At 70.7% G+C, this 26,571-nt stretch carries 17 protein-coding genes; 11 read left to right on the top strand and 6 right to left on the bottom strand.

The features are described 5' to 3' along the window. Nucleotide 1 precedes the first annotated feature (1 nt). The 5 genes from mtrB (at nucleotide 2) to AQI88_RS21250 (ending at nucleotide 6,975) form a co-directional block, all read left to right on the top strand. Nucleotides 2–2,095 carry an MtrAB system histidine kinase MtrB gene (mtrB, locus tag AQI88_RS21270; protein WP_167357468.1) on the top strand — a complete coding sequence of 698 codons (2,094 nt, stop codon included), beginning with the start codon at nucleotides 2–4 and terminating at the stop codon, nucleotides 2,093–2,095. Then, nucleotides 2,085–3,920 carry an LpqB family beta-propeller domain-containing protein gene (locus tag AQI88_RS21265; RefSeq protein ID WP_244184243.1) on the top strand — a complete coding sequence of 612 codons (1,836 nt, stop codon included), beginning with the start codon at nucleotides 2,085–2,087 and terminating at the stop codon, nucleotides 3,918–3,920. The genes mtrB and AQI88_RS21265 overlap by 11 nt, the downstream gene beginning before the upstream one ends. Nucleotides 3,921–4,147: 227 nt before the next feature. Further along, nucleotides 4,148–5,017 (top strand): ComF family protein, encoded by an 870-nt coding sequence (locus AQI88_RS21260; protein WP_067001659.1) that lies wholly within the window; start codon nucleotides 4,148–4,150, stop codon nucleotides 5,015–5,017. Between the two features lie 314 nt (nucleotides 5,018–5,331). Then, nucleotides 5,332–6,024, top strand: a complete 693-nt coding sequence (hpf, locus tag AQI88_RS21255) for a ribosome hibernation-promoting factor, HPF/YfiA family (protein WP_398698703.1) — start codon at nucleotides 5,332–5,334, stop codon at nucleotides 6,022–6,024. A gap of 204 nt (nucleotides 6,025–6,228) precedes the next feature. Further along, the gene (locus AQI88_RS21250; RefSeq protein WP_067001652.1) at nucleotides 6,229–6,975 is read left to right on the top strand and encodes a response regulator; all 747 of its coding nucleotides are present in this window, start codon (nucleotides 6,229–6,231) and stop codon (nucleotides 6,973–6,975) included. 11 nt (nucleotides 6,976–6,986) lie between these two features. On the opposite strand, the gene AQI88_RS21245 is transcribed toward AQI88_RS21250, so the two are convergent. Together AQI88_RS21245 and AQI88_RS21240 are read right to left on the bottom strand one after the other, a co-directional pair. Further along, a complete protein-coding gene (locus tag AQI88_RS21245; protein WP_067001649.1) occupies nucleotides 6,987–8,189 on the bottom strand; it encodes a winged helix-turn-helix domain-containing protein in 1,203 nt (400 codons plus the stop codon). Between the two features lie 64 nt (nucleotides 8,190–8,253). Then, nucleotides 8,254–8,826 carry a GNAT family N-acetyltransferase gene (locus tag AQI88_RS21240; RefSeq protein WP_067001647.1) on the bottom strand — a complete coding sequence of 191 codons (573 nt, stop codon included), beginning with the start codon at nucleotides 8,824–8,826 and terminating at the stop codon, nucleotides 8,254–8,256. A 252-nt stretch (nucleotides 8,827–9,078) separates the two neighbouring features. On the opposite strand from AQI88_RS21240, the gene secA reads away from it, so the two are divergent. Then, entirely contained in the window at nucleotides 9,079–11,892 is a 2,814-nt protein-coding gene (secA, locus tag AQI88_RS21235; protein ID WP_067001644.1) for a preprotein translocase subunit SecA, read from the top strand. Nucleotides 11,893–12,100: 208 nt separating this feature from the next. On the opposite strand, the gene AQI88_RS21230 is transcribed toward secA, so the two are convergent. Beyond that, the gene (locus AQI88_RS21230) at nucleotides 12,101–12,586 is read right to left on the bottom strand and encodes an Rv3235 family protein (protein WP_067001641.1); all 486 of its coding nucleotides are present in this window, start codon (nucleotides 12,584–12,586) and stop codon (nucleotides 12,101–12,103) included. Nucleotides 12,587–12,917: 331 nt separating this feature from the next. On the opposite strand from AQI88_RS21230, the gene AQI88_RS21225 reads away from it, so the two are divergent. Together AQI88_RS21225 and AQI88_RS21220 are read left to right on the top strand one after the other, a co-directional pair. Further along, nucleotides 12,918–13,430: a DUF6912 family protein gene (locus tag AQI88_RS21225; protein ID WP_067001638.1), complete on the top strand. Its 513-nt coding sequence runs from the start codon at nucleotides 12,918–12,920 to the stop codon at nucleotides 13,428–13,430. A 59-nt stretch (nucleotides 13,431–13,489) separates the two neighbouring features. Further along, a complete protein-coding gene (locus AQI88_RS21220; protein ID WP_067001636.1) occupies nucleotides 13,490–14,158 on the top strand; it encodes an HAD family hydrolase in 669 nt (222 codons plus the stop codon). Between the two features lie 128 nt (nucleotides 14,159–14,286). Here the strand turns inward: AQI88_RS21220 and AQI88_RS21215 are convergent, their stop codons facing one another. Continuing rightward, on the bottom strand, nucleotides 14,287–14,853 hold the full coding sequence (locus AQI88_RS21215; RefSeq protein ID WP_067001633.1) for a DJ-1/PfpI family protein: 567 nt from the start codon (nucleotides 14,851–14,853) through the stop codon (nucleotides 14,287–14,289). A 587-nt stretch (nucleotides 14,854–15,440) separates the two neighbouring features. Here AQI88_RS21215 and AQI88_RS21210 point away from each other — a divergent pair. From AQI88_RS21210 to AQI88_RS21200, 3 genes are all read left to right on the top strand, one after another. After that, nucleotides 15,441–20,384 carry an NAD-glutamate dehydrogenase gene (locus AQI88_RS21210; protein ID WP_067001630.1) on the top strand — a complete coding sequence of 1,648 codons (4,944 nt, stop codon included), beginning with the start codon at nucleotides 15,441–15,443 and terminating at the stop codon, nucleotides 20,382–20,384. 155 nt (nucleotides 20,385–20,539) lie between these two features. Continuing rightward, nucleotides 20,540–21,013, top strand: a complete 474-nt coding sequence (locus tag AQI88_RS21205; RefSeq protein ID WP_244184242.1) for a GtrA family protein — start codon at nucleotides 20,540–20,542, stop codon at nucleotides 21,011–21,013. Further along, the gene (locus tag AQI88_RS21200) at nucleotides 20,994–22,469 is read left to right on the top strand and encodes a hypothetical protein (RefSeq protein WP_067001626.1); all 1,476 of its coding nucleotides are present in this window, start codon (nucleotides 20,994–20,996) and stop codon (nucleotides 22,467–22,469) included. The genes AQI88_RS21205 and AQI88_RS21200 overlap by 20 nt, the downstream gene beginning before the upstream one ends. 212 nt (nucleotides 22,470–22,681) lie before the next feature. Here AQI88_RS21200 and AQI88_RS21195 read toward each other — a convergent pair whose 3' ends face one another. After that, complete coding sequence (locus AQI88_RS21195) at nucleotides 22,682–24,361, bottom strand: glycosyltransferase family 2 protein (protein ID WP_067001624.1); 1,680 nt, start codon at nucleotides 24,359–24,361, stop codon at nucleotides 22,682–22,684. After that, the gene (locus AQI88_RS21190) at nucleotides 24,358–26,553 is read right to left on the bottom strand and encodes a CDP-glycerol glycerophosphotransferase family protein (protein ID WP_067001621.1); all 2,196 of its coding nucleotides are present in this window, start codon (nucleotides 26,551–26,553) and stop codon (nucleotides 24,358–24,360) included. Before AQI88_RS21190 ends, AQI88_RS21195 begins: the two co-directional genes overlap by 4 nt. Between the last annotated feature and the right edge of the window lie 18 nt (nucleotides 26,554–26,571).

Below are 26,571 nucleotides of genomic sequence, written 5' to 3'. Positions count from 1 at the left end.
CATGTCCGGGGACAGTGCCGCTTCGGCTCCCGGACGGTCCGGGGACCGTCCGGGGCGGCCTGTCGGCCGGACGGCGGCGGGTTCGCGCTGGGGACGCTTCTTCGAGGGCGGGCTGCTGCAGGGCGGAGTCCAGGGCAGCCCGGTCCTTCGGCTGTTCATGCGCTGGGTGCGCCGGCCGCTGCTGCCGGTCATGCGGCTGTGGCGGCGCAACATCCAGCTCCGGGTCGTCGCCACGACCCTGCTGATGTCGCTGGGTGTCGTCGTGCTGCTGGGCTTCGTCGTGATCGGCCAGGTGCGCAACGGCCTGCTGGACGCGAAGGTGAAGGCGTCCCAGAGCCAGGCCACGGGTGGGTTCGCCGTGGCCAAGCAGAAGGCCGACGAGGCTGCCAGCGGCACGGCAGCCGGCACCGGTGACGGCACCGCCGGCACCGACGGACGGCAGTCGCAGAACGTCATCCCGTGGATGAGCGACCTCGTGGAGTCGCTCTCCAGTGGTGGCGCGGGCGCCTTCGACGTGGTGACGCTGCCCGTGGGCGACGACAGCGGCGGCGGGCGCAGCCCGCGCGGCTCCGGGTACGTCAACCCGTCCTCCAGCGTGCCCGGCGACCTGCGCGAACGGATCAACAGCAGTACGACGGCCGCCCAGAGCTACACCCGGATCGTCTACTCCAACGGCAAGGAGTCCCAGCCGGCGCTGGTCATCGGCAAGCAGGTCAACGACCCCAACGGCCGTCCCTACGAGCTGTACTACCTCTTCCCGCTCACGCAGGAGGAGAAGTCCCTGAGCCTGGTCAAGGGCACGCTCGCGACCGCCGGGCTCTTCGTCGTCGTCCTGCTCGGCGCGATCGCCTGGCTGGTGGTGCGGCAGGTCGTCACGCCGGTGCGGATGGCGGCCGGGATCGCCGAGCGGCTGTCCGCCGGACGGCTCCAGGAGCGGATGAAGGTCACCGGCGAGGACGACATCGCGCGCCTCGGCGAAGCCTTCAACAAGATGGCGCAGAACCTTCAGCTGAAGATCCAGCAGCTTGAGGACCTGTCGCGGATGCAGCGAAGGTTCGTCTCCGACGTCTCGCACGAGCTGCGCACGCCGCTGACGACCGTACGGATGGCCGCCGACGTCATCCACGAGGCCCGTGAGGATTTCGACCCGGTCACCGCCCGGTCGGCGGAGCTGCTCGCCGACCAGCTGGACCGCTTCGAGTCACTGCTCGCGGACCTGCTGGAGATCAGCCGCTTCGACGCGGGTGCGGCGGCCCTGGAGGCCGAGCCGATAGACCTCAGGGAGGTCGTGCGGCGGGTGGTCAGCGGGGCCGAGCCGCTCGCCGAGCGCAAGGGCACGCACATACGCGTGCTCGGCGACCAGCAGCCCGTCGTCGCGGAGGCCGACGCCCGGCGCCTGGAGCGCGTACTGCGCAACCTCGTCGTCAACGCCGTCGAGCACGGCGAGGGCAGGGACGTCATCGTCAAGCTCGCCGCTGCGGGCGGCGCGGTCGCCGTCGCGGTGCGCGACTACGGCGTCGGGCTCAAGCCCGGTGAGGCGACCCGCGTCTTCAGCCGCTTCTGGCGGGCCGACCCGGCTCGCGCGCGTACCACCGGAGGTACGGGCCTCGGGCTGTCGATCGCCCTGGAGGACGCCCGACTGCACGGTGGCTGGCTGCAGGCCTGGGGCGAGCCGGGCGGCGGCTCGCAGTTCCGGCTGACGCTGCCGCGGACCGCGGACGAACCGCTGCGGGGCTCGCCGATACCGCTGGAGCCCAAGGACTCGCGGCGCAACGGCGGACTCGACGAGGCGGGCCTGCCCGGCGGGGCGGAGAAGCGGGCGACCGTTCCGGTGCAGCCCGGCGGCCAGGTGCCGCCGCTGCCGCCGCGCAGCCCGATGGCGTCTCGTCTGGCCGCCGTCACGCCCGCCGCCGATCCCACCGCCCTGCCCGGCCATGGCAACGGCGCGCGCGTGGTGCCCCGGCCCACCGGCGGCGCACGGCGCCCCGACGACAGACCCGCGGCCGGTCCGGCACCAGACACACACGCGGGCCGCCCTGATCCGGCCGGCCCGGACGACTCGACCGAGCCAGGGGAGGCATTTCGTGGGCGCTGACCGCGAGGGGGGCGTCCGGCACCGGCTCGGGCGCGCGGTGGCCTACGCCGTCTGCGGGGTCGTTGTGCTGGCCGGGTGCGCCTCGATGCCCGACAGCGGGGATCTGCGGGACGTCGAGTCCACGCCGCGGCAGGACACCGGGGTGCGCGTGTTCGCCATGCCGCCCGCTGATGATGCCCAGCCCAGCGAGATCATGCAGGGCTTCCTGGAGGCACTGACCAGCGACGATCCGCAGTACGACACGGCGCGCAAGTACCTGACCGCCGACGCGGCCCGTACCTGGCGGCCGGAGGAGTCGGCCACCGTCCTCGCGAACGGGCCGAGCGTCGTGCCCGGCCCGCAGCCGGGCGGCCGGGAGCCGATCGACAGCCTCACCTACGTCCTGTCGGGCAGCCGGGTCGCCACCGTCGACACCCAGCAGGCGTACGCGCCCGAAGACGGGTCCTACCGCAAGAAGGTGCACCTCACCAAGGACGCCAAGAGCGGGCAGTGGCGCATCGACTCGCTGCCCCAGGGTGTCGTCATGGGCAAGTCGGACTTCCAGCGCAACTACACGTCCGTCAACAAGTACTACTTCGCTTCCAGCACGAAAGTCGGCGCGACCGGGCAGCCGGTGGCGGTCGCCGACCCGGTGTTCGTGCGCAGCAAGGTGGACCCGATGACGCAGGTGGTGCGGTCGCTGCTGGCCGGGCCCACCAGCTGGCTCGGGCCGGTGGTCAGGTCCAGCTTCCCGACCGGTACGGCTCTGCAGGAGGGCGTGTCCGGGCTGGCGCCGGACGACCAGAACGGACTGGCGGTGCCGCTGAGCGGGAAGGTCTCCCGGATCGGCTTGGCCAAGTGCACGGAGATGGCGACCCAGTTGCTGTTCACACTGCGGAACCTGACGCCGACCCTGGAGTCGGTCGAGCTGCAGGGGCCCGGCGGGCACCGGCTGTGCGACCTGACCGCGGAGCGCGCCGAGTCCACCGCCTGGCACGCCTCGGCCCAGAGCCCCGAGTTCCTGTACTTCCTCGACGGAAAGCACCGGCTGGTGCGGTTGCCGACCGGGAGTTCGGGGACCAGCGCCGTTCCGGTGCCGGGTCCCCTGGGTGAGGAGGGCGGCAAGGAGCTGCAGTCGGTAGCCGTCTCGCGGGACGAGCACACCGTGGCCGGCGTCGGTGCCGACGGCAAGTCGCTGTACGTGGCCTCGCTGGCGTCGGGCGGTTCGCTCGGGGACGCGGTGCTCAGCAGCCGGGGGGCGACCGCGACCGACCGGCTGACCACGCCGAGTTGGGACGCCCGCGGCGATCTGTGGGTGGCCGACAGCGACCCTCGTGATCCGAAGCTGTACGTCCTGGAGCAGGGTGTCGGCAAGCCGGTGGAGGTCGGCATCCCCGACCTGCCCGGGCGCATCCGGGACGTGCGGATGGCTGCCGACGGGGTGCGGGTCGCGCTGGTCGTGGAGAAGGACGGCAAGCAGTCCCTGCTGATCGGCCGGATCGAGCGCGAGGGCAGGTCGGGGGAGCGCCCCGCCGTCGTCGAACTGCGGTCGGCCGCCCCCGATCTGGAGCAGGTCACCACCATGTCCTGGGCCGGGGACAGCCGGCTGGTCGTGGTCGGCCTCGAACAGGGGGGCGTGCATCAGATGCGGTACGTCCAGGTCGACGGCTCCACTCTGGACGGCCCGGCGCCCGCTGCCCTCTCGGGTGTGAAGGCGATCGCCGCGTCCGAGGACGAGCGGGTGCCGCTCGTGGCCTACTCGGAGGACGGGATCGTACGGCTGCCGTCCGGGGCGCAGTGGCAGAAGGTGGACAAGGACGGGACGGCGCCGGTCTATCCGGGCTGAGGATACGGCTGCCTCGGCCTGGCCGGACTGGACACGGTTGCGTCGGCCTGTCCGGACTGAGGAAGAGCCGGGAACGGCGGCCCGGGCCCGAGCTGCCCGTCCCGGGTGGGGTTTTCCTACGGCTGTCACTCCTGGGAGTGGTGAGCGGTGAGCGTCGCTCCCGGCTGTCCACAGGGCGTTTTCCACAGAGGTGGCCGGGTGTCCCGGGCCTTGGCACAGTGGTGTGCATGCGGGGGTGGTGGCAGGACCTCACCGAGCTGGTGCTTCCGGCCGAGTGCGCAGGCTGTGGGGCACCTCGTACGGTGCTCTGCCCGCGGTGCCGCGGCGCCCTGGGCGGAGCCGTGCCGCGCCGGGTGCAGCCGGTCCCGGAGCCGCCGGGGCTGCCGGTGGTGCACGCGGCGGCTGCCTACGCGCTGCAGGTACGGGAGCTCCTCCTCGCCCACAAGGAGCGGGGCGCCCTGGCGCTCACGGGAGCCCTGGGCGCGGCCCTGGCGGGGGCGGTCCGCGCGGGTCTGAGGCCGGCTGGGCCCGGTGGCAGGCAGGCGGGGCCAGGAGCGTCCGGGACCGTGCTGCTGGTCCCCGTGCCCTCGGCCCGGTGGGCGGTGCGGGCGCGCGGGCATGATCCGGTGCGGCGGATGGCGCTCGCGGCGGCCGGGGAGCTGCGGCGCACCGGGACACCGGCCCGGGTGGTGGCCGTGCTGCGCCAGGGGCGGGCCGTGGCGGACCAGTCGGGGCTCGACGCGCGGCGGCGCCTGGAGAACCTCGCGGGCGCACTGGAGGTGACGGCGGGCGGGGCGCGGCTGCTCACCGAGGGCCGTGTCGTCCTCGTCGACGACCTGATCACGACGGGGGCGAGCCTCGCGGAGGCGGCGCGGGCCGTGCGGGAAGCGGCCATATCGCACTCCGATGGGGGAGTGGCTGTGTACGGCGCCGCAACTCGGGAAGGAAGGGGGGAACGACGGATCGGACCACGGGAGGAGAGCGGGAAGTGGGTGCATGGTGCACCGGAAAACGTGGCACCGAATGCCGCCGGAGAGGCGCTTCATGCCGCCGTGGTCGCCGGTCCTCGGGATTCTTTCGAAATAAACAGGAACTGAGGGCGAACCTGCATCGTTGCAGGTAGTGAGAGGGTCAATTCGCCTGAACGGAGGTACGCGACGGTAGAGGGTGACGACATCCGTCCGGGCGAGATATGTTCGGTTGTGAGGAAAGGCGCAGGCCACACCTCTCATATCCGAATGCCGTGTCGCGGGTTATCCGCAATCACCCGCACCACTGGGGTGGAGATCTCGCCCATGGGGGAGGAGGAGGTGGAAGTCACCGAGTCCGAGGTTCCGGCGCTCACCGGAGCCTGGTGCAAAAGGGAGATGCTCCGCCGATGGAGTGGAGCGATCCGGGAACGGAGTTCTGCGTGGACATCGTCGTCAAGGGCCGCAAGACCGAGGTGCCCGAGCGGTTCCGCAAGCACGTGGCCGAGAAGCTGAAGCTGGAGAAGATCCAGAAGCTCGACGGCAAGGTGATCAGCCTCGACGTCGAGGTGTCCAAGGAGCCCAACCCCCGTCAGGCCGACCGCTGTGACCGAGTGGAGATCACGCTCCGCTCCCGCGGTCCGGTGATCCGGGCGGAGGCAGCGGCCAGCGATCCGTACGCGGCACTCGACCTGGCGGCGGAGAAGCTGGACGCCCGGCTGCGCAAGCAGCACGACAAGCGTTTCTCGCGCCGCGGCGCACGCCGGATTTCGGCCGCCGAGGTTCCCGACCACGTCCCGGGCGCGGCGACGCTCAACGGCAACGGCCTTCCCGTCCACGATGAAGAGACGGACGGAGTGCCGACCAAGAAGATCGGCTCGCTGGAGATCAAGGGCGAAGGTCCCCTGATCGTCCGCGAGAAGACGCACGTCGCCTCCCCGATGAGCCTCGACCAGGCGCTCTACGAGATGGAGCTGGTCGGCCACGACTTCTACTTGTTCGTCGACTCCGAGACCAAGGAACCGAGTGTCGTCTACCGGCGGCACGCCTACGACTACGGCGTCATCCACCTCAGCACGGACCCGATGGTCGCTGAGGCGCAGCCCCCGGCGGCAGGGGGCACGCTGGGTGGCTGACCCACCCGGCCGGAGCTGAGCCGGTGCCCCTGGAAGCGCGTGTGCGCCCCCAGGGGCACCTGTGTGCGACCACTTCGCGCCCCGGACGACACCTCGGTGACGTCCGGGCATGAAATCATGGCCGCACCGGCCCAACCGGTGGGTCGTTGCCTTGGGTTGGCGATGGCACAGGACAGCAGGCCACAGCCTTCAGGGGGAGGAACGATGGCGGACACCTTCGGACCGATGCGAGACGCAGACGCCGACGACGGTGTCATCGGCATGGGCCCGGACGCGGGCTCTCCACGCAAGGAGCCGATCAGAGTCCTGGTGGTGGACGACCACGCCCTCTTCCGCCGTGGTCTGGAGATCGTGCTCGCGGCCGAGGAGGACATCCAGGTCGTCGGCGAGGCGGGCGACGGCGCCGAAGCTGTCGACAAGGCTGCGGACCTGCTGCCCGACATCGTGCTGATGGACGTGCGGATGCCCAAGCGCGGCGGGATCGAGGCCTGCACCTCCATCAAGGAGGTCGCCCCCAGCGCCAAGATCATCATGCTGACGATCAGCGACGAAGAGGCCGACCTCTATGACGCGATCAAGGCGGGCGCCACCGGATATCTCCTCAAGGAGATCTCGACGGACGAGGTGGCCACCGCCATTCGCGCGGTGGCCGACGGGCAGTCGCAGATCAGCCCGTCCATGGCGTCCAAACTCCTCACCGAGTTCAAGTCGATGATCCAGCGCACCGACGAACGCCGGCTGGTGCCCGCGCCGCGGCTGACCGACCGCGAGCTGGAGGTCCTCAAGCTCGTCGCCACGGGCATGAACAACCGGGACATCGCCAAGGAGTTGTTCATCTCCGAGAACACCGTGAAGAACCACGTCCGCAACATCCTGGAGAAGCTGCAGCTGCACTCCAGGATGGAGGCGGTGGTCTACGCGATGCGGGAGAAGATCCTCGAGATCCGCTAGCCGGACAGGCCCTAGGCGAGGACGCGGGCGAGTTCCCCGGCGAGGGGCTTGCGGAGTTCTGGGGCGTCCACGCGCTCCACGCGGACGTCTGTGCAGTCCACCCAGGCCGCCGCCTCGATCAGGGCCTGTGCCACCGCCGGGACCGCCTTCGGGCCGTCCAGGGTGACCTGCTTGGCCACCAGCGTGCGGCCCTCGCGGGCCGGGTCGACACGGCCGACCAGCCGGCCGCCCGCCAGCACGGGCATCGCGAAGTAGCCGTAGACCCGCTTGGGCTTGGGGACGTAGGCCTCCAGGCGGTGGGTGAAGCCGAAGATCCGCTCGGTGCGGGCCCGTTCCCAGATCAATGAGTCGAACGGGGACAGCAGCGTGGTGCGGTGCCGGCCGCGCGGCGGGGCCGCGAGAGCCGCCGGGTCCGCCCAGGCCGGCCTGGACCAGCCCTCGACCTCGACCGGCACCAGGCCCGAATCGGCGATCACCGTGTCGACCTGCTCGCCCTTGAGACGGTGGTAGTCGGCGATGTCCGCGCGCGTGCCCACGCCCAGGGACTCGCCGGCCAGCCGGACCAGACGGCGCAGGCACTCGGTGTCGTCCAGCTCGTCGTGCAGCAGCGCGTCCGGGATCGCGCGCTCGGCCAGGTCGTACACCCGCTTCCAGCCGCGCCGCTCGACACACACCACCTCGCCGTACATCAGGGCGCGCTCCACGGCGACCTTGGTGCCGGACCAGTCCCACCAGTCGTTGGTCTTCTTCGCGCCGCCCAGCTCCGTGGCCGTCAGCGGGCCTTCCGCGCGCAGCTGCTTGACGACCTGGTCGTAGGCGCCGTCGGGCAGCTGGTGGTTCCAGTGCGGGCGGTTGCGGTAGGCACGGCGGCGGAAGGCGAAGTGGGGCCACTCCTCGACCGGCAGGATGCAGGCCGCATGCGACCAGTACTCGAAGGCGTGGGGGCGTGCCGGAGACACGCCGACGGACGCAGGGTTCCAGTAGGCGGCCTCGACGGTCTTGCGGCCGACCGCGCCAAGGCGCGCGTACGGGACCAGTTCGTGGGAGCGGGCGAGGACCGAGATGGTGTCCAGCTGGACCGCGCCGAGGTGGCGGAGCACCCCGCGAACACCGGCCCTCCGGTCGGGCGTGCCGAGGAATCCCTGGGCCCGCAGGGTGATGCGGCGGGCGTCGTCCGCGGTGAGGGTGACGGCGGGGCGCGGAAGGGTCGTCATGCGTCGGACGATAGAGGGCCGCACTGACAACGGGGGCTGACCTGCGCTTTCGCCCCGGCAGGGTTCATGTACGCGCGGGCAGGTACGGTGCCGTCGACGGTAGGCCCAGGTCCGAGGGGAGCAGGGAGCCCACCCAGCAGTCCCTGCGGACCCCCTTGTTGTTGACGCCCGAGCGCAGCGTGCCCTCGACGGTGAAACCGGCCCGCTCCGCCACCGCGCGCGAGGGATGGTTGCCGACCTCGGCCCGCCACTCCAGACGGTCGACGGACAGTGCGGTGAAGGCCCAGTGGGAGGCGGCGAGGGTGGCCTCGGTGATGTAGCCGCGGCCGCGGTGCTCCTTGACGGCCCAGAAGCCGACCTCGCCGACACCCAGCGCGCGCATCGTGATGCCGAGCATCCCCGCCAGCTCCCCTGCGGGGAGGAATACGCCGAAGGTGTACATCGAGTCGTTCGCCCAGCCGTCGGGCGCGATCTGCCCGATGAAGCCCTCGGCGTGCTCCCGCAGATAAGGAGAGGGAAACGCAGAGAGCCATCGCTGTATCTCGGGGTCCTGGGCGGCCGCGAAGACCGCCTCGGTGTCGTCCGGGTCGACGGTGCGCAACAGGAGTCGGTCGGTGGGGAGCGTGACGGGTTCCATCGGCCGATTCTGTGCGGGCGACCAGCGCCACGCCAGTACTTTTCGCGGTGTGTGAGCGAGTGATCACATTTCGCGCAATTCCTTGTCGCGGGGCGGCACTATCCGCAAGGCCCGTCCGTTGTCTTGGGTGAAGCAGCCGTCGGGCCGCCAGGCCTCCCGGCGCAGCCGGGTCCTCGCATACGATGGCCGTTGCTCAGTACGTCAAAGGAAAACCGACCGTCCCAGGCCCGACCGGCAAGGAGACCAGCCCCCGTGTCCGTCCTCTCGAAGATCATGCGTGCAGGCGAAGGCAAGATCCTGCGCAAGCTGCACCGCATCGCGGACCAGGTCAACTCCATCGAAGAGGACTTCGTCGACCTCTCCGACGCCGAGCTGCGTGCCCTCACCGATGAGTACAAGCAGCGGTACGTCGACGGTGAGAGCCTGGACGACCTGCTCCCCGAGGCGTTCGCCACCGTCCGCGAGGCCGCCAAGCGCGCCCTCGGCCAGCGGCACTACGACGTGCAGCTGATGGGTGGCGCCGCCCTCCACCTCGGCTATGTCGCCGAGATGAAGACCGGTGAGGGCAAGACCCTCGTCGGCACCCTGCCCGCGTATCTGAACGCCCTCTCCGGAGACGGCGTTCACCTGATCACGGTCAACGACTATCTGGCCGAGCGCGACTCCGAGATGATGGGCCGCGTCCACAAGTTCCTGGGCCTGAGCGTCGGCTGCATCCTGGCCAACATGACGCCGGCCCAGCGCCGCGAGCAGTACGAGTGCGACATCACGTACGGCACGAACAACGAGTTCGGCTTCGACTACCTGCGTGACAACATGGCGTGGTCGAAGGACGAGCTGGTCCAGCGCGGCCACAACTTCGCCATCGTCGACGAGGTCGACTCCATCCTGGTCGACGAGGCCCGTACGCCGCTGATCATCTCCGGCCCGGCCGACCAGGCCACCAAGTGGTACGGCGACTTCTCCAAGCTGGTCACGCGCCTCAAGCGCGGCGAGGCCGGCAACCCGCTCAAGGGCGTCGAGGAGACCGGCGACTACGACGTCGACGAGAAGAAGCGCACGGTCGCCATCCACGAGTCCGGTGTCAGCAAGGTCGAGGACTGGCTGGGCATCGACAACCTCTACGAGTCGGTGAACACCCCGCTCGTGGGCTACCTGAACAACGCCATCAAGGCCAAGGAGCTCTTCAAGAAGGACAAGGACTACGTCGTCATCGACGGCGAAGTCATGATCGTCGACGAGCACACCGGCCGTATCCTCGCCGGCCGCCGCTACAACGAGGGCATGCACCAGGCGATCGAGGCGAAGGAAGGGGTGGACATCAAGGACGAGAACCAGACGCTCGCCACGATCACCCTGCAGAACTTCTTCCGCCTCTACAAGAAGCTCTCCGGCATGACCGGTACGGCGATGACCGAGGCCGCCGAGTTCCACCAGATCTACAAGCTCGGCGTGGTCCCGATCCCGACCAACAAGCCGATGGTCCGCAAGGACCAGTCGGACCTCATCTACCGCACCGAGGTGGCCAAGTTCGAGGCGGTCGTCGACGACATCGCCGAGAAGCACGAGAAGGGCCAGCCCATCCTCGTCGGCACGACGTCCGTCGAGAAGTCGGAGTACCTGTCCCAGCAGCTCAGCAAGCGCGGCATCCAGCACGAGGTGCTGAACGCCAAGCACCACGAGCGCGAGGCGACGATCGTCGCCCAGGCCGGCCGCAAGGGCGCCGTGACGGTGGCCACCAACATGGCCGGCCGTGGTACGGACATCAAGCTCGGCGGCAACCCCGAGGACCTCGCCGAGGCGGAGCTGCGCCAGCGCGGCCTCGACCCCGAGGAGCACATCGAGGAGTGGGCGCACGCCCTGCCCGCCGCCCTGGAGCGGGCCGAGCAGGCGGTCAAGGCCGAGAAGGACGAGGTCGAGGAGCTCGGCGGGCTGTACGTGCTGGGCACCGAGCGGCACGAGTCGCGGCGTATCGACAACCAGCTGCGTGGTCGTTCCGGCCGTCAGGGCGACCCGGGCGAGTCCCGCTTCTACCTCTCCCTCGGTGACGACCTGATGCGGCTCTTCAAGGCCCAGATGGTCGAGCGCGTGATGTCGATGGCGAACGTTCCGGACGACGTGCCGATCGAGAACAAGATGGTCACGCGCGCGATCGCGTCCGCGCAGTCGCAGGTCGAGCAGCAGAACTTCGAGACCCGTAAGAACGTTCTGAAGTACGACGAGGTGCTCAACCGGCAACGCGAGGTCATCTACGGCGAGCGCCGCCGCGTCCTGGAGGGCGAGGACCTGCACGAGCAGGTACAGCACTTCATGGACGACACGATCGACGCGTACGTCGGCGCGGAGACCGCCGAGGGCTTCCCCGAGGACTGGGACCTGGACCGGCTGTGGGGTGCCTTCAAGCAGCTCTACCCGGTGAAGGTCATCATCGAGGAGCTGGAGGAGGCGGCCGGTGACCGGGCCGGTCTGACCGCCGAGTTCATCTCCGAGTCCATCAAGGACGACATCCTCGAGCAGTACGAGGCCCGTGAGGGGCAGCTCGGCTCCGAGATCATGCGGGAGCTGGAGCGCCGGGTCGTGCTGTCGGTCCTCGACCGCAAGTGGCGTGAGCACCTCTACGAGATGGACTATCTCCAGGAGGGCATCGGCCTGCGCGCGATGGCACAGAAGGACCCGCTGGTCGAGTACCAGCGCGAGGGCTTCGACATGTTCACCGCGATGATGGAGGGCATCAAGGAGGAGTCCGTCGGCTACCTGTTCAACCTGGAGGTCCAGGTCGAGCAGCAGGTCGAGGAGGTCCCGGTCGAGGAAGAGCAGCCGGTGGCGGAGGGCGCCGTCCAGGACACGGTGCCGGCGCAGGCGGGCGCGCGTCCGGAGATCCGGGCCAAGGGGCTGGACGTTCCGCAGCGGCGGGATCTGCACTTCTCCGCGCCTACCGTCGACGGTGAGGGCGGCATCCTGGAGCGCGACCTCGAGGACGAGGACGCTGTGCGGTCCGAGTCGGACGGGCTGACGCGGGCCGAGCGTCGTCGGCAGGCGAAGGGCGGGCGGCGCCGCAAGAAGTGACCTGCGGTGCTTGAGCCGTTGTGAAGGGCCGGGTCTCCTTTGGAGCCCGGCCCTTCGGCTTGGGTGGGGTGGTGCTGCCCGGTGCCCGGTGCTGGGGCTGGGCGGGGGTGGGTTTCGCTTGCCCGCGCTTGCCGGGTGCCCCTGCGCCCCCCCGTGCCGCCCCAGCGGCACTACTGCCCGCAGCTACGTGCGTGGCTGCCCGCAGCTGTTAGTCCTCGGGTGTGTGAGGGTGACTCGAGCCGCCCAGTTCTACCGCGGTGCAGCGCCAGCGGTGGTCTTCGCCGCGTTCCAGGCGGAAGGCCATGGCGCGCAGCCGGTCGCCGGAGGCGATGCGGGCGAAGACCTCGAGGGCGCCGGTGCGGGGGACGTAGTAGCCGATGTCGCTGACGACGGGGCGCGAGCCGTGGGCGCGCAGGGGGCCGCGTTCGGCGAGGCGGGCGAGGTCGTCGTAGGCGCGGCCCGCGGTGTACCGGAGCATCCAGTGGACGGGGCGCTGACCGCTGAGGACGGCCAGCAGGCGGTCGGCGAAGAGGTCGGTGGGGCGCGGCTGTCCCAGGGCCGTCTGCGGCGTCGTACCGGCCCTGCCCCGGACGGGGTTGCGGGGCGGGGCGCTGCCCGGGCGGCGGGAGTCGTGGCGGGTCGGAGGGCGGTGGCGCGGGCGGGGCTGAGGAGTGCGGCTCATGACCTTGTTCATGGGGGTCCCCGTTCGGCGGGCCCGGAACGTACCGGGCGGTAACTCGCTGGTGGGGATCTTGTACGGGGGTGGAGGCGGGCCGCGCAAGGAAGGCGGGGCGGGTGGTGAAGGGGCGAGAATGTTCACCTATCCGAGTTAGGGAGGACCCGGAAAACCCCGTGGTCAAGCGGCGGGACCGGGTGAGGTGCGGGGCGTCGGGTGGACGCGTCCGGGGGTGCGGGCGGGGACCCGAAAGGGGACGGCCGCACGTATCCTGAAGGCCCGTCGGGAGACGCGTCAGCCGCCCTCCCCGGGCCTCAGCGGAGCCTTTGACAGGAAAGAGCGGCCAGCCATGCGCGTCTACGTCCCCCTGACCCTCCCCGGGCTCGCCGAGGCGCACAAGACGGGAGAGCTGGGGAGCGGCCCCTTCGTCGCGTATGCCGTCACGCCCGCGTTGCGTGAGTGGTACCTCTCCGACGACATCGAGGAGCTGGAGTACGCGGCACTCAGCCGGGCCGCGCAGGCCTCGCTGCGGCTGCTGGCGGCCGACCCGGGTGCAGCACGGCGCCGGGTCGTGGTCGCCGTCGACGTGCCCGACGGCGCCGCTACGGCCGACCCGGACCGAGGGCTCGATCCGGCCGCGCTCGGCGAGGTGACCGTGGCCGGTACGGTGGCGCTCGCGAAGGCGGCCGCGGTGCATGTCGACGCCGATGACGCGGAGGCCGATGTCGCCGCGGCGGCCCAGGCGCTGGAGGCGGCCGACGGCGGGGACGACGATGCGCAGTTCGTCGTGGACGGGGCCGACGATCACGAGCTGCTGTGGTACGCCACGCAGGAGATTCCCAACCTGGTGGACCTGGCCTGACCGGTCCCCGGCCGGATCGTCCGCCGTGATTGTCAGTGGGGGCGGGTACGGTTTTTGGCATGGGGATGCACGGAAGCGCACACATTGTCTGGGACTGGAACGGGACGCTGTTCCACGACAATGACGCGATCATCGGGGCGACGAACGCAGCCTTCGCCGAGCTGGGGCTGGCGCCGATCACGCTGGAGGAGTACCGGGCGCTGTACTGCGTGCCGGTGCCGAAGTTCTACGAGCGGCTGCTCGGCCGGCTTCCGACGGATGCCGAGTGGGAGCAGATGGACGGCGTCTTCCACCGGTACTACGCGGAGCACCGGGTCCGCTGCGGGCTGACCGCGGGGGCGGCCGAGCTGCTTGCGGGGTGGCGGTCGTCGGGGCACAGCCAGTCGCTGCTGAGCATGTACGGGCACGAGGAGCTGGTGCCGCTGGTGCGCGGCTTCGGGATCGAGGGGCACTTCGTGCGGGTCGACGGGCGTACGGGGCCGTCCGGCGGCAGCAAGGCCGAGCACATGGTGCGGCATCTGGAGGCGCTGAGCGGGGCGGTGGAGGCTGCGCGGACCGTGGTGATCGGGGATGCCGCGGATGATGCGGTGGCGGCGCGGCATGTGGGGGCGCGGGCTGTGCTGTACACCGGGGGGTCGCACAGCCGGGCCAGTCTGGAGGAGGTCGGGGTACCGGTGGTGGATACGTTGACCGAGGCGGTGGCGGAGGCGGAGCGAATAGCCGCGTAGCTGGGCTGTGAGGCGCAGCTGAGCGCCCCAAAGGGGCGTGGGGAACTGCGCGACCAGCCCCCACGCACCCGCAGCCGCGCAGCGGTCCGCAGTTCAACGGCGGCACAGGGTGGCCGCAGCCGCGCAGCTCAGCTCGCCGGTGCCTTTGCCCGCAGTACCGTCAGGAACTCTCGCATCCACGCTGGGTGGTCCGGCCAGGCGCGGGCCGAGATCAGGGTGCCGTCGACCACTGTCTCGGTGTCCTCGAAGTGTGCTCCGGCCGCCTGCATGTCGAGTTCCAGGGCGGGGTAGGCGGTGACCCGACGGCCACGCAGGCTGTCGACCGCGGCGGTGAGCAGAGGCCCGTGGCAGATCTGGGCGACCGGCTTGTCCGCGTCGAAGAACGCCTTGAGGATCTTGCGCAGTTCGGGGTCGTTGCGCAGGTACTCGGGGGCCCGGCCGCCGGGGATGACGAGGGCCGCGTACTGACCGGGGTCGACCTCGGAGAAGGCGAGGTCGGCGGGCCAGGTGTAGCCGGGCTTCTCGGTGTAGGTGTCGTAACCGGGTTCGAAGTCGTGGACGACGAACCGGAGCGTCTTGCGGGTGGGGGCCGCGACATCGACGTCGTAGCCCTCCTCGCGCAGGCGCTGGTAGGGGTACAGGACTTCCAGGGACTCCGCTGCGTCGCCGGTGATGATGAGGATCTTCGCGGGCATGTCGGCTCCTCCTGCACGGGCACGGCCCCTCGGCGGGGGACGGGCGCTGTCCTGGAAACGTGCCTCCGCAGGGCGTGCTTGCCAAGAGGGCCCGTCGCTTTCAGAGTGTGGCCCGGGGCCCTCGGGCGCGACCGGATACGCCACCGGGCCCCTCCATGGCGCTGTGCAGAACGTCAAAGTTCTCCCCACTGTTTTGTACACATACGGCTCATGACGGGCCCCGGGTAAGGAGCGATAGCCTTGTGGCGTGATCAGCGCGATATCTCGCGGGGGCTCTCCTGCCCCTGCCCTGCGCCCGGGTTGCACGGAGTACCTCCGTGACCGGGCGGCGGTCGCTGGTCTTCGCGGGCGGGACGGGGGCGCGGAAGCCCCCAGGACGCCGAGCACGGCCCGGGACACGTCGGTGCCGAGAGCAGCGTCACATCCCTTGGGCGAGCCGAGAATGGCCGAATGCCCCCCGCTCATCTCACCTCGCGGCATAGCGTCGGAACGGACCGGACACCCCGGGCCGTGGCGTCATGTCGCAGGGGGAGGGACCGTACTTCCTTCTACGTCACGCAACGGCGCGCGACAGGAGCCAGAGGACAATGCAGACCAAGCTGGACGAAGCCAAGGCCGAGCTGCTCGAACGGGCCGCCCGGGTAGCTGAGCACAGCCCGGTCGGGGGGCACCTACCGACCGGGACGACGAGCGAGGGCACGGCCGGCACCCCCGACAGCGAGTCCGTGCTCGCGTTCCTCCAGCGCTACTACCTGCACACCGCCCCGGAAGACCTCACCGACCGCGACCCGGTCGACGTCTTCGGTGCCGCGGTCTCGCACTACCGTCTCGCCGAGAACCGTCCCCAGGGCACCGCGAACGTCCGGGTGCACACCCCGACCGTGGAAGAGAACGGCTGGACGTGCAGCCACACCGTCGTGGAAGTCGTCACCGACGACATGCCCTTCCTCGTCGACTCGGTCACCAACGAACTGACCCGGCAGGGACGTGGCATCCACGTCGTCATCCACCCGCAGATCGTCGTCCGGCGCGACCTCACCGGCAAGCTCATCGAGGTGCTGCCCACCGCGCCCATCGGCGACCTCCCGCACGATGCGCACATCGAGTCCTGGATCCACGTCGAGATCGACCGGGAGACCGACCGCGCCGACCTGAAGCAGATCTCCGTCGACCTGCTGCGCGTCCTCTCGGACGTCCGTGAGGCCGTCGAGGACTGGGAGAAGATGCGGGAAGCGGCGACCCGGATCTCCGACGACCTGGCGAGCGAGCCCAGGCCGGCCGACCTGCCCGGGCCCGAGGTCGAGGAGGCCCGCGAACTGCTGCGCTGGCTGTCCGCCGACCACTTCACCTTCCTCGGCTACCGCGAGTACCAGCTGCGCGACGACGACACGCTCGCCGCCGTGCCCGGCACCGGCCTCGGCATCCTGCGCGCCGACCCGCACCACTCCGAGGACGACCAGCACCCGGTCAGCCCCTCCTTCGAGCGGCTCCCGGCCGACGCCCGCGCCAAGGCCCGCGAGCACAAGCTGCTCGTGCTGACCAAGGCCAACAGCCGGGCCACCGTGCACCGGCCGTCGTATCTGGACTACATCGGCGTCAAGAAGTTCGACGCGGACGGCAGCGTCGTCGGCGAGCGCCGCTTCCTCGGCCTGTTCTCCTCCGCCGCGTACACCGAGTCCGTCCGCCGCGTCCCGGTCATCCGCCGCAAGGTGGACGAGGTCCTGGAGCGCGCCGGGTTCTCGCCCAACAGCCACGACGGCCGCGACCTGCTCCAGATCCTGGAGACCTACCCGCGCGACGAGCTGTTCCAGACCCCGCCCGCCGAGCTGCAGTCCATCTCCACGAGCGTCCTCTACCTGCAGGAGCGCCGCCGGCTGAGGCTGTACCTGCGCCAGGACGAATACGGCCGCTACTACTCGGCCCTCGTCTACCTCCCGCGGGACCGCTACACCACCGGTGTCCGGCTGCGGATCATCGACATCCTGAAGGAGGAGCTCGGCGGCGTCAGCGTCGACTTCACCGCCTGGAACACCGAGTCGATCCTGTCCCGGCTGCACTTCGTCGTCCGTGTCCCGCCGGGCACCGAGCTGCCCGAGCTGTCGGACGCCGACAAGGACCGCATCGAGGCCCGCCTGGTGGAGGCCGCCCGCTCCTGGGCCGACGCCTTCGCCGAGGCGCTGACCGCCGAGTGCGGCGAGGAGCACGCGGCCGAGGTGCTGCGCCGCTACGGCAACGCCTTCCCCGAGGGCTACAAGGCCGACCACAGCCCGCGTTCCGCGGTCGCCGACCTCGTCCACCTGGAGCAGCTGAGCGAGGACAAGGCCTTCTCGCTGAGCCTGTACGAGCCGGTGGGCGCCGCGCCCGGGGAGCGCCGCTTCAAGATCTACCAGAAGGGCGGCTCGGTCTCCCTCTCCCACGTGCTGCCCGTGCTGAGCAAGCTCGGCGTCGAGGTCACCGACGAGCGGCCGTACGAGCTGCGCTGCGCGGACCGCACCACCGCGTGGATCTACGACTTCGGCCTGCGCATGCCGAAGGCGCCGGGCGGCGGCAACGGCGAGTACCTCGGCGACGACGCCCGTGAGCGCTTCCAGGACGCGTTCGCCGCGACCTGGACCGGCGAGGCCGAGAACGACGGCTTCAACTCCCTCGTGCTGAGCTCCGGGCTCACCTGGCGGCAGGCGATGGTGCTGCGGGCGTACGCCAAGTACCTGCGGCAGGCCGGCTCCACCTTCAGCCAGGACTACATGGAGGACACCCTCCGCAACAACGTCCACACCACCCGGCTCCTCGTCTCCCTGTTCGAGGCGCGGATGTCCCCGGACCGGCAGAAGGCCGGCCTGGAGATCGTGGACGCCCTGCTGGAGGAGCTGGAGGCGGCCCTGGACCAGGTGGCGAGCCTGGACGAGGACCGCATCCTGCGCTCCTTCCTGACCGTCATCAAGGCGACCCTGCGCACGAACTTCTTCCAGGAGGCGCTCGGCGGCCGGCCGCACGAGTACGTGTCCATGAAGTTCGACCCGCAGGCCATCCCGGACCTGCCCGCGCCGCGCCCGGCGTACGAGATCTGGGTGTACTCGCCGCGCGTCGAGGGCGTGCACCTGCGCTTCGGCAAGGTCGCGCGCGGCGGCCTGCGCTGGTCGGACCGCCGTGAGGACTTCCGCACCGAGATCCTCGGCCTGGTCAAGGCGCAGATGGTGAAGAACACCGTCATCGTGCCGGTCGGCGCCAAGGGCGGCTTCGTCGCCAAGCAGCTGCCGGACCCGAGCGTGGACCGGGACGCGTGGCTGGCCGAGGGCATCGCCAGCTACAAGACGTTCATCTCGGCACTGCTCGACATCACCGACAACATGGTGGCCGGCGAGGTCGTGCCGCCGCAGGACGTGGTGCGCCACGACGGCGACGACACCTACCTGGTGGTCGCGGCCGACAAGGGCACGGCGACGTTCTCCGACATCGCCAACGGGGTCGCCGAGAAGTACAACTTCTGGCTCGGCGACGCCTTCGCCTCCGGCGGCAGCGCGGGCTACGACCACAAGGGCATGGGCATCACCGCGCGCGGCGCCTGGGAGTCCGTCAAGCGGCACTTCCGCGAGCTGGGCGTGGACACGCAGACCGAGGACTTCACGGTCGTCGGCATCGGTGACATGTCCGGTGACGTGTTCGGTAACGGCATGCTGCTGAGCGAGCACATCCGCCTGGTCGCCGCCTTCGACCACCGGCACATCTTCCTCGACCCGAACCCGGACGCGGCCACCTCCTACGCCGAGCGCCGCCGCCTGTTCGAGCTGCCCCGCTCCAGCTGGGCGGAGTACAACACCGAGCTGCTGTCGGCGGGCGGCGGGATCTTCCCGCGCACCGCCAAGGCGATCCCGCTCAACGCGCACATCCGCGAGGCGCTGGGCATCGAGGAGAAGATCTCCAAGATGACCCCGGCCGACCTGATGAAGGCGATCTTCCACGCGCCGGTGGACCTGCTGTGGAACGGCGGCATCGGTACGTACGTGAAGTCGTCGGCGGAGTCCAACGCCGACGTCGGCGACAAGGCCAACGACGCCATCCGCGTCGACGGCCGCGACCTGCGCGTCAAGGTCGTCGGCGAGGGCGGCAACCTGGGCCTGACCCAGCTCGGCCGCATCGAGTTTGCGCTGCACGGCGGCCGGATCAACACCGACGCGATCGACAACAGCGCCGGCGTGGACACCTCCGACCACGAGGTGAACATCAAGATCCTGCTGAACGGCCTGGTCGCGGACGGCGACATGACCGTCAAGCAGCGCAACAAGCTGCTCGCCGAGATGACCGACGAGGTCGGCGCGCTGGTGCTGCGCAACAACTACGCGCAGAACACGGCGCTGGCCAACGCCCTCTTCCAGTCCAAGGACATGCTGCACGCGCAGCAGCGGTTCATCCGGCACATGGTCCGCGAGGGCCACCTGGACCGGGCGCTGGAGTTCCTGCCCACCGACCGGCAGATCCGCGAGCGCCTCGGCCAGGGCCAGGGCCTGACCGGTCCGGAGACGGCCGTGCTGCTGGCGTACACGAAGATCACGGTCGCCGAGGAGCTGCTGCACACCTCGCTGCCGGACGACCCGTATCTGCGCAGCCTGCTGCACGCCTACTTCCCGACGCCGCTGCGCGAGCGGTTCGCGGACGCCGTGGACAGCCACCCGCTGCGCCGTGAGATCACCACGACCGTGCTGGTCAACGACACGGTCAACACGGGCGGTACGACGTACCTGCACCGTCTGCGCGAGGAGACCGGCGCCTCGCTGGAGGAGATCGTCCGCGCCCAGACCGCGGCCCGTGCGATCTTCCGCTCGGCGCCGGTGTGGGACGCGGTCGAGGAGCTGGACAACAAGGTCGACGCGGCCGTCCAGACCCGGATCCGGCTGCACTCGCGCCGTCTGGTCGAGCGCGGCACGCGCTGGCTGCTGAACAACCGGCCGCAGCCGCTCGAACTCGCCAAGACCGTCGAGTTCTTCGCCGAGCGGGTCGAGCAGGTGTGGCAGGAGATGCCCAAGCTGCTGCGCGGCGCGGACCTGGAGTGGTACCAGCACGTGTACGACGAGCTGTCCGAGGCGGGCGTCCCGGACGAGCTGGCCACCCGCGTGGCCGGGTTCTCCTCCGCCTTCCCGGCGCTGGACATCGTCTCGGTGGCCGACCGCATGGGCAAGGAGCCGCTGGACGTCGCCGAGGTCTACTACGACCTCGCCGACCGGCTCAACATCACGCAGCTGATGGACCGCATCATCGAGCTGCCCCGCGCCGACCGCTGGCAGTCGATGGCCCGCGCCTCCATCCGTGAGGACCTGTACGCGGCCCACTCGGCGCTCACAGCCGACATCCTCGCGGCCGGTAACGGCACCGCGACTCCCGAGCAGCGCTACCAGGCCTGGGAGCAGAAGAACACGGCGATCCTGAGCCGGGCGCGCACCACCCTGGAGGAGATCCGCGGTTCGGACTCCTTCGACCTCGCCAACCTGTCGGTGGCGATGCGGACGATGCGGACGCTGCTGCGCTCGCATTCCTAGCCGTACGGCTATGAGGGCGCCCCGGGCTGGTCACAGCCCGGGGCGCCCTCTGTCTTGCCCTCTGTCTTGCCGACGGCTTGCCGATGTTTAGGGAAATCCGTGCGGTGAATTTACCGTTTCCTGCTAATCGGGATGTTTCAGTTAGGGTCTGGCATGTGACAGTGAACCTCACCGAGACCCGCCCGGCGCCTCCTGCGCCGGCTCCGGACCGGCCGGTCACGCGCGTCGTGCTGGAAGTCGTGAAGTTCGGGGTCGTCGGCGGCAGCGGGGTCCTCGTCAATTTCCTCGTCTTCAACCTGCTGCTGCACGGCCTGCGGTGGCAGGCGATGACCGCGACGGTCCTGGCCAGCTGCATCGCGATGGCGACCAATTACCTGGGCTTCCGCTATTTCGCCTATCGTGACCGGGCCTCGCGCACACGCCGCCAGATCGTTCTGTTCTTCGTCTTCAGCGGTATCGGTGTGGTGATGGAAATCGGCCTGTTCTGGGTCGGCTATCACGGTCTCGGTCTGCACAGCGTGTTCGAATCGAATGTGGCGAAGGCGCTGTCCATCGTGCTCGCCTCCGCGTTCCGTTTCCTCGTCTACCGAACGTGGGTGTTCCAGCAGGATGCGCGCCGCCCCGCCTAGCACCGCGAGCGCCGGCCGGGCGCTGCCCCAGGCAGCCGCCGCGCTCGTACTCGTCCTTCTGCTCCTGGTGATCGTCCGCCTGCCCTGGGCGGGCGATCTCGGCATGCACGCGGCGACCGTGCAACGGCTGCGGCACAGCCTGCTGCACCCCGGCAACCCGCTGGTCGACGCCGACACGCCGAGCCCGTACTACTCGCCGTGGATGCTGGTGCTCGGCTGCCTCGCCAAGCTCACCGGCCTCTCCGTCTTCGTCGTGCTGCGGATCGGCGCGCTCGTGGCGCTCGGGCTGCTGGTCACCGGTGTGTGGCGGTACGTCCGCACGCTGAGCGCCCACCGTGCCGCGCCCGCCCTGGCCCTGCTGAGCCTGGTCTTCCTGTGGGGCCCGCTCCTGTTCAGCTGGAGCGGCTTCCTCGGCCTCAACTCGCTCGCGCTGACGGTGTCGTACCCCAGCGTGTTCGCGCTCGGCCTCTCCTTCCACTTCTGGGCGTGGCTCACCCGGGCACTGCGGGACGAGACCGGCTGGGAGAAGTGGCTCGGGCTCGGCCTGCTGTGGGCGCTGATCCTGCTGTGCCACCAGTTCACCGGGGTCGTCGCGTCACTCGGCGCGCTGGCCATGGTGATCGCCGCGCGGCCGGGCCGAGAGGTGCTGCTGCGGCTCGGCGCCGCACTGGCCGTGGGCGTGGTCCTGCTCTGGCTCTGGCCCTACTACGACTTCTTCGCGCTCTTCTCCGCGGGCACGGACCTCGAGGCGATCCACCGGCCGCTGTACGACGACCTGGCCGGGCGGTTCGGGCTGGTCCTGCTCGGGGTCGCGGCCCTGGGCATGCGCTGGCGGCGGGACCGCTGGGACCCCCTGGTCCTCTTCTTCCTCCTCGGCGCGCTGATGTTCGCCGCGGGCGGGCTGACCGGGCACTACTCGTGGGGCCGCGCCCTGCCCGCCGCACTGATCCCGGCCCAGCTCGCGGCCGCGCTGGAGGTCGTGTCGGCGGGGAAGCGGGCGGTGCGGACCGGCTGGGCGTGTGTGCTCGGCGCTGCGCTGGCTGTGGGGGCGTGGACGCAGGTGGGGACGCTCGGGTATGTGGTCGGGCGGGATGCGCTGCCCGGTGCGGTCTCGGCGAAGTACCGGGAGCCGTGGGTGGGGTACCAGTGGATCACCCCGTGGGTGAAGTACGGGGATGTCGTGATGGCCCGTACGATGCCGGCGCGGCAGATTCCCGCGTACGGACCGTACACCGTGGCGCCCGGGTATCCCGATCTGTTCTTGCCGGACGAGGCCAGGCGGGATGCGGCGGTGACGCGGTACTTCGCGGCGGGTACGTCGGCTGAGGTGCGGCGGGCCATAGTGCGTGAATACCGCGTGCAGTGGGTCGTGGGTGCGAAGGGGTTGGCGGAGCCAGGGCTGCGGCAGGTGGCTACTGGGCCGGGTGAGCAGGTGCTGTACCGGGTGGCGCGTTGACCGTTGCCCGGTGCTGCGGCTGGGCGGGGGTGGGGTCGCTTGCCGGCGCCGGCCGGGTGCCGCTGCGCCCACCCGTGCCGCCCTGGGGGTCCCCCAGGCCCTTAAGGCACTGGGGGAGGCACGACTGCCCGCAGTTTCCACGCGCGCCAAAGGGGCGCGGGGAGCTGTGTGATCAGCTCCCCGCGCCCCCAGTTGAGCAGCGGCCCGGGTTATTACCTCAGCACACTCGCCACAAGCCGCGCAGCGTTGCGGACTTTCGGGCGGGCCACCTTCTGTACCACCGGGCGGATGACGCGGGCCGTGACTCCCACCGGGCGCCAGCGGATCTGCAGGCGGCCGGGGTTGCGGCCCTCCGGCTCGATGGTGACGTCGTGCGGGGTGGCGCCGGAGCGGTAGTCGATGCGGGCCGTGACGGCCTGGAAGTCGAGGGGCGCCAGCAGCAGACCGGAGTGGACGAGGCCCTGCTGTTCCAGGCGGAGCAACGGGTGGCGTACTCCGTCGAAGCCCTGCACGGGAAGCGCCGCCGTCGCCAGGTCGAGCCGGACGCGGCCCTCGAAGACGCCGGGGCGGACCGGATCCAGGCGGAACGGGACCGTCATCCGGCGCCGGGAAGGGGCCAGCACCACACTGGCGCGCTGCGGCCCCACCGGAAGCCGCAGGCCGGGGTCGTAGGTGCGGATCGCGAGGGTGAGGGAGGCCCCGGGGCCCGGGGTCAGCTCGGTGATCTCGTGGCGGAAGTGGGCGCTGGGGAACGGGCGGGTGTCCAGCTCGAGGTCACGGACGTCGAGTTCGCGGCGGGCCTGTTCGCCGGAGGGCACGGTGTCGCCCCAGTACGTGGCGCCGGAGTCGTCGGCGGTGACGTGCCTCGGTGCCACCCCGTGGCCCAGGCCCCGCGCCGCCAGCCGGGCGTCGGACAGGCGGCCGTCGCGCAGGAGCTGGACGATCACCCGTTCCGGGCGGGGCAGACGGGCGTATGCGTCGGGAGACAGGGTGTCCAGGTAGGGGTTCATGATGTCCGCGAAGGAGCGCAGCCACTCCTCGTCCCGGTAGGGCAGGTCACCCGCGTACAGCCTGAAGTCGTGCTTGAGGAACTTGTAGTCCTTGTGCTCCCGCAGCCCGGCGGGCCCGTGCTCCGCCAGGAACTCGTCGATCATGCGGTGCACGCGGATGCGGTCCTGGACGTTGGAGATCTTGTGCCGCTGGTTGGAGATCGTGGCCGAGTCCGCTGCCGCGAACGGCTCGATGTACCAGACGTACACCGGGTCCGGGATGATCGTGAACGCCTTCGCCAGACAGTACGCCTGCGCCGAGAACAGTTGGTCCTCGTAGTGGACGCCCTCCGGGAAGCGGAGCTCGTGGCTGTTCAGGAAGGAGCGGGTGTACATCTTGTTCGTCGACAGGGGCTCGAACAGCAGACGGGGGTCCGTCTCGATGCCCTCCACCGTGCGGCGCTCGGCGAACAGGTGCGGCATCCACGTCGTGCGGCGGCCGTTGTCCACCCGGACGCGGTGGACCGCGCCCATGGTGAAGTCCACCTCGCGCTCGCGGTGCGCGGCGAGCAGTGACTCGACTGCTCGGGGCGGGAGTTCGTCGTCGCTGTCGAGGAACATCAGGTACGGCGCCCGGGCGATCTCGATGGCCCGGTTGCGCGGGGCGCTGCAGCCGCCGCTGTTCTCCGGGAGGCGGAGATAGCGGATGCGGTCGTCCTGCGCCTCCAGCTGACGCGCCACCGTCGGTGTGTCGTCCGTCGAGTGGTCGTCGCTGATGATGATCTCGATGTTCGCGTGTGTCTGCGCGAGCGCCGAGGCGACCGCCCGCGGGAGCCGGGCCGCGTCGTTGAAGACGATCACGGTGACCGTGACGTCGGGGGTCGTGGTCGACGTGGTCGTCATGCCGTGGCCTCCTCGGGGGTCGGGGCGGGGGTGCGTTCGTCGAGCGGCAGGACCGGGGGCAGTGCCTCCTCGGGTTCGCCGAGGAAGACCCGTCGTACGACCCGCTCGGCGGCGCGTCCGTCGTCGTACTCGCAGAACCGGCGACGGAACGCGGTCCGCGCCTTCGCCGCGCTCTCGTCGCGCCAGGCGCCCGAGAGGAAGATCTCCGCCAGTTCCTCCTGGGTGCGGGCCACCTGGCCCGGCGCCTCGGTCATCAGGTCGAAGTAGACGCCCCGGGTGGTCCGGTACGTCTCCCAGTCGTCGGCGTAGACGACGATCGGGCGGTCGAGGTTGGCGTAGTCGAACATGATCGACGAGTAGTCCGTGACCAGCGCGTCGGCGGCCAGGCACAGCTCCTCGACGGGGTCGTAGGAGGAGACGTCGATGATCCGGCCGGAGCGGCGCAGGCCGGTCAGCGGGGAGGTGGCACCGCCGTAGAAGTAGTGGGCGCGCACCAGCAGGACGGTGTCCTCGCCGAGGCGGTCGGTCAGGGCGGCGAGGTCGAGGCGGGGGGTGAAGCCGGCCTCGTAGTCGCGGTGGGTGGGGGCGTAGAGGACGGCCTTCTTGCCGGGGGCGATGCCGAGGCGCTCGCGGGCCGCGCGGACGTCGGCCGCCGTGGCGGAGTAGAAGACGTCGTTGCGCGGATAGCCGTAGTCCAGGGAGGTGTAGCGGGCCGGGTAGGCGCGCTCCCACATACGGGTGGAGTGGCTGTTGGCGCTGACGCTGTAGTCCCACTTGTCGATGCGGCCCAGCAGCGCGGCGAAGTCCAGGCCCTTGGCGGCGGCCGGGTGCTCCATCTGGTCCAGGCCCATGCGCTTGAGGGGGGTGCCGTGGTGGGTCTGGAGGTGGATCGCGTCGGGGCGTTTGACCACCGCGTTGGGGAAGTTGACGTTGTTCGTCAGGTACTTGGCGGTGGCCAGCGTCTCCCAGTAGCGGCGGGTGCCGGGGATCACATGGTCGGTGCCGGGCGGCAGGAGGGCCGCGTTCTCCTTGTTCACCACCCACACCCTGTGGATGTGCGGGGCGAGTTCGGCGAGCTTGGCGGCGATCGCGGCCGGGTTGCAGGAGACCCCGCGCTCCCAATAGGCCTCGAACACGGCCAGGTTCGGGTCGACCGGGCGGCTGAGCGCCCTGCGGTACTGCTGGTCGCGGAGCTTCGCGCCGACCTGGCGCTTGCGGGTGCGTACGGCCTTCCTGGCGGCGCGGCGGCTGCGGTTGGCGGCCTGGAAGGCGCGGTACTTGGTGTAGGCGCCCTCTTCGAGCAGGGCGTGCCGGACGCCCTCGAGCCCGGCCGGGCGCTGGTGGCCCTCGGGGCGCCAGCGGACCGCGGCCAGGGAGGCGCGGCGGAAGAACTCGCGGGCCACCAGGTCGGGCAGGTCCTCGCCGGCGAAGGTGCGCACCAGGTCGCGGACCATCAGGTCGTACAGCACCGCACGGGCGGCGCGGCGGTCCCCGGCGAGCGGGAGCAGCGACTCGTACCGGTCGATGAGTGCGAACCGGTCCTCGGGGGAGAGCTGCGGCAGGCTCTCGGGGCGCAGCCTGCGGTCCTCGTAAGCCGCCTGGTTCAGGCAGGCGACGCGGTCGGCCTGCAGCAGGGCCGTGTGGGCGGCGTACGGCTCGTCGTCGGTGGTGAGCTGCTCCTCGTGCGCCCGCCAGAACGCGGTGCGCAGGGCGCGGTTGCCGAGCAGCGGGGTGAGGCGCAGCAGGTCGGCCGCGTCGTTCAGGGCCAGGTCGGCGCGGCCGGCGCCGGCCAGGAGGCGGCCGTCACGGGAGGGGGTCGCGGAGGTCTGCCAGGTGGTGGCGACGTGGTCGAGGAGGAGGATGTCGACCGTGTCGTCCAGTTCGGCGGTCCGCTCGGCGATCAGCCGGGACGCTCCGGCGGGCAGGCCGTCCTTGGCGTGCACGAAGTGCAGCCAGCGGCCGGACGCCCGCGCGGCTCCCGCCGCCCGGGCCGCCGCGTCACCGGTGCTGTCCGGCAGGGGCACCACGACCGTCTCGGGGGAGTGGCCCTCGGCCGTCTCCCGCGCCCAGTCGCCGACCGCGGCGACGATCACCTCGGCGTCCGGGAGCGGCCGGGCTTCCAGCGAGTCGAGTAGTTCGGTCAGATGCCCCTGGGCGTTCGGCCCGTAGACGATGATGCTGAGTTGGGGCATCGCAGGGGGACTCCTTAG

Origin of the sequence: Streptomyces cellostaticus (assembly GCF_001513965.1) — a bacterium.
GTDB classification, from domain to species: Bacteria; Actinomycetota; Actinomycetes; order Streptomycetales; family Streptomycetaceae; genus Streptomyces; species Streptomyces cellostaticus.
This window is presented reverse-complemented; position numbering and strand designations above follow the sequence as displayed.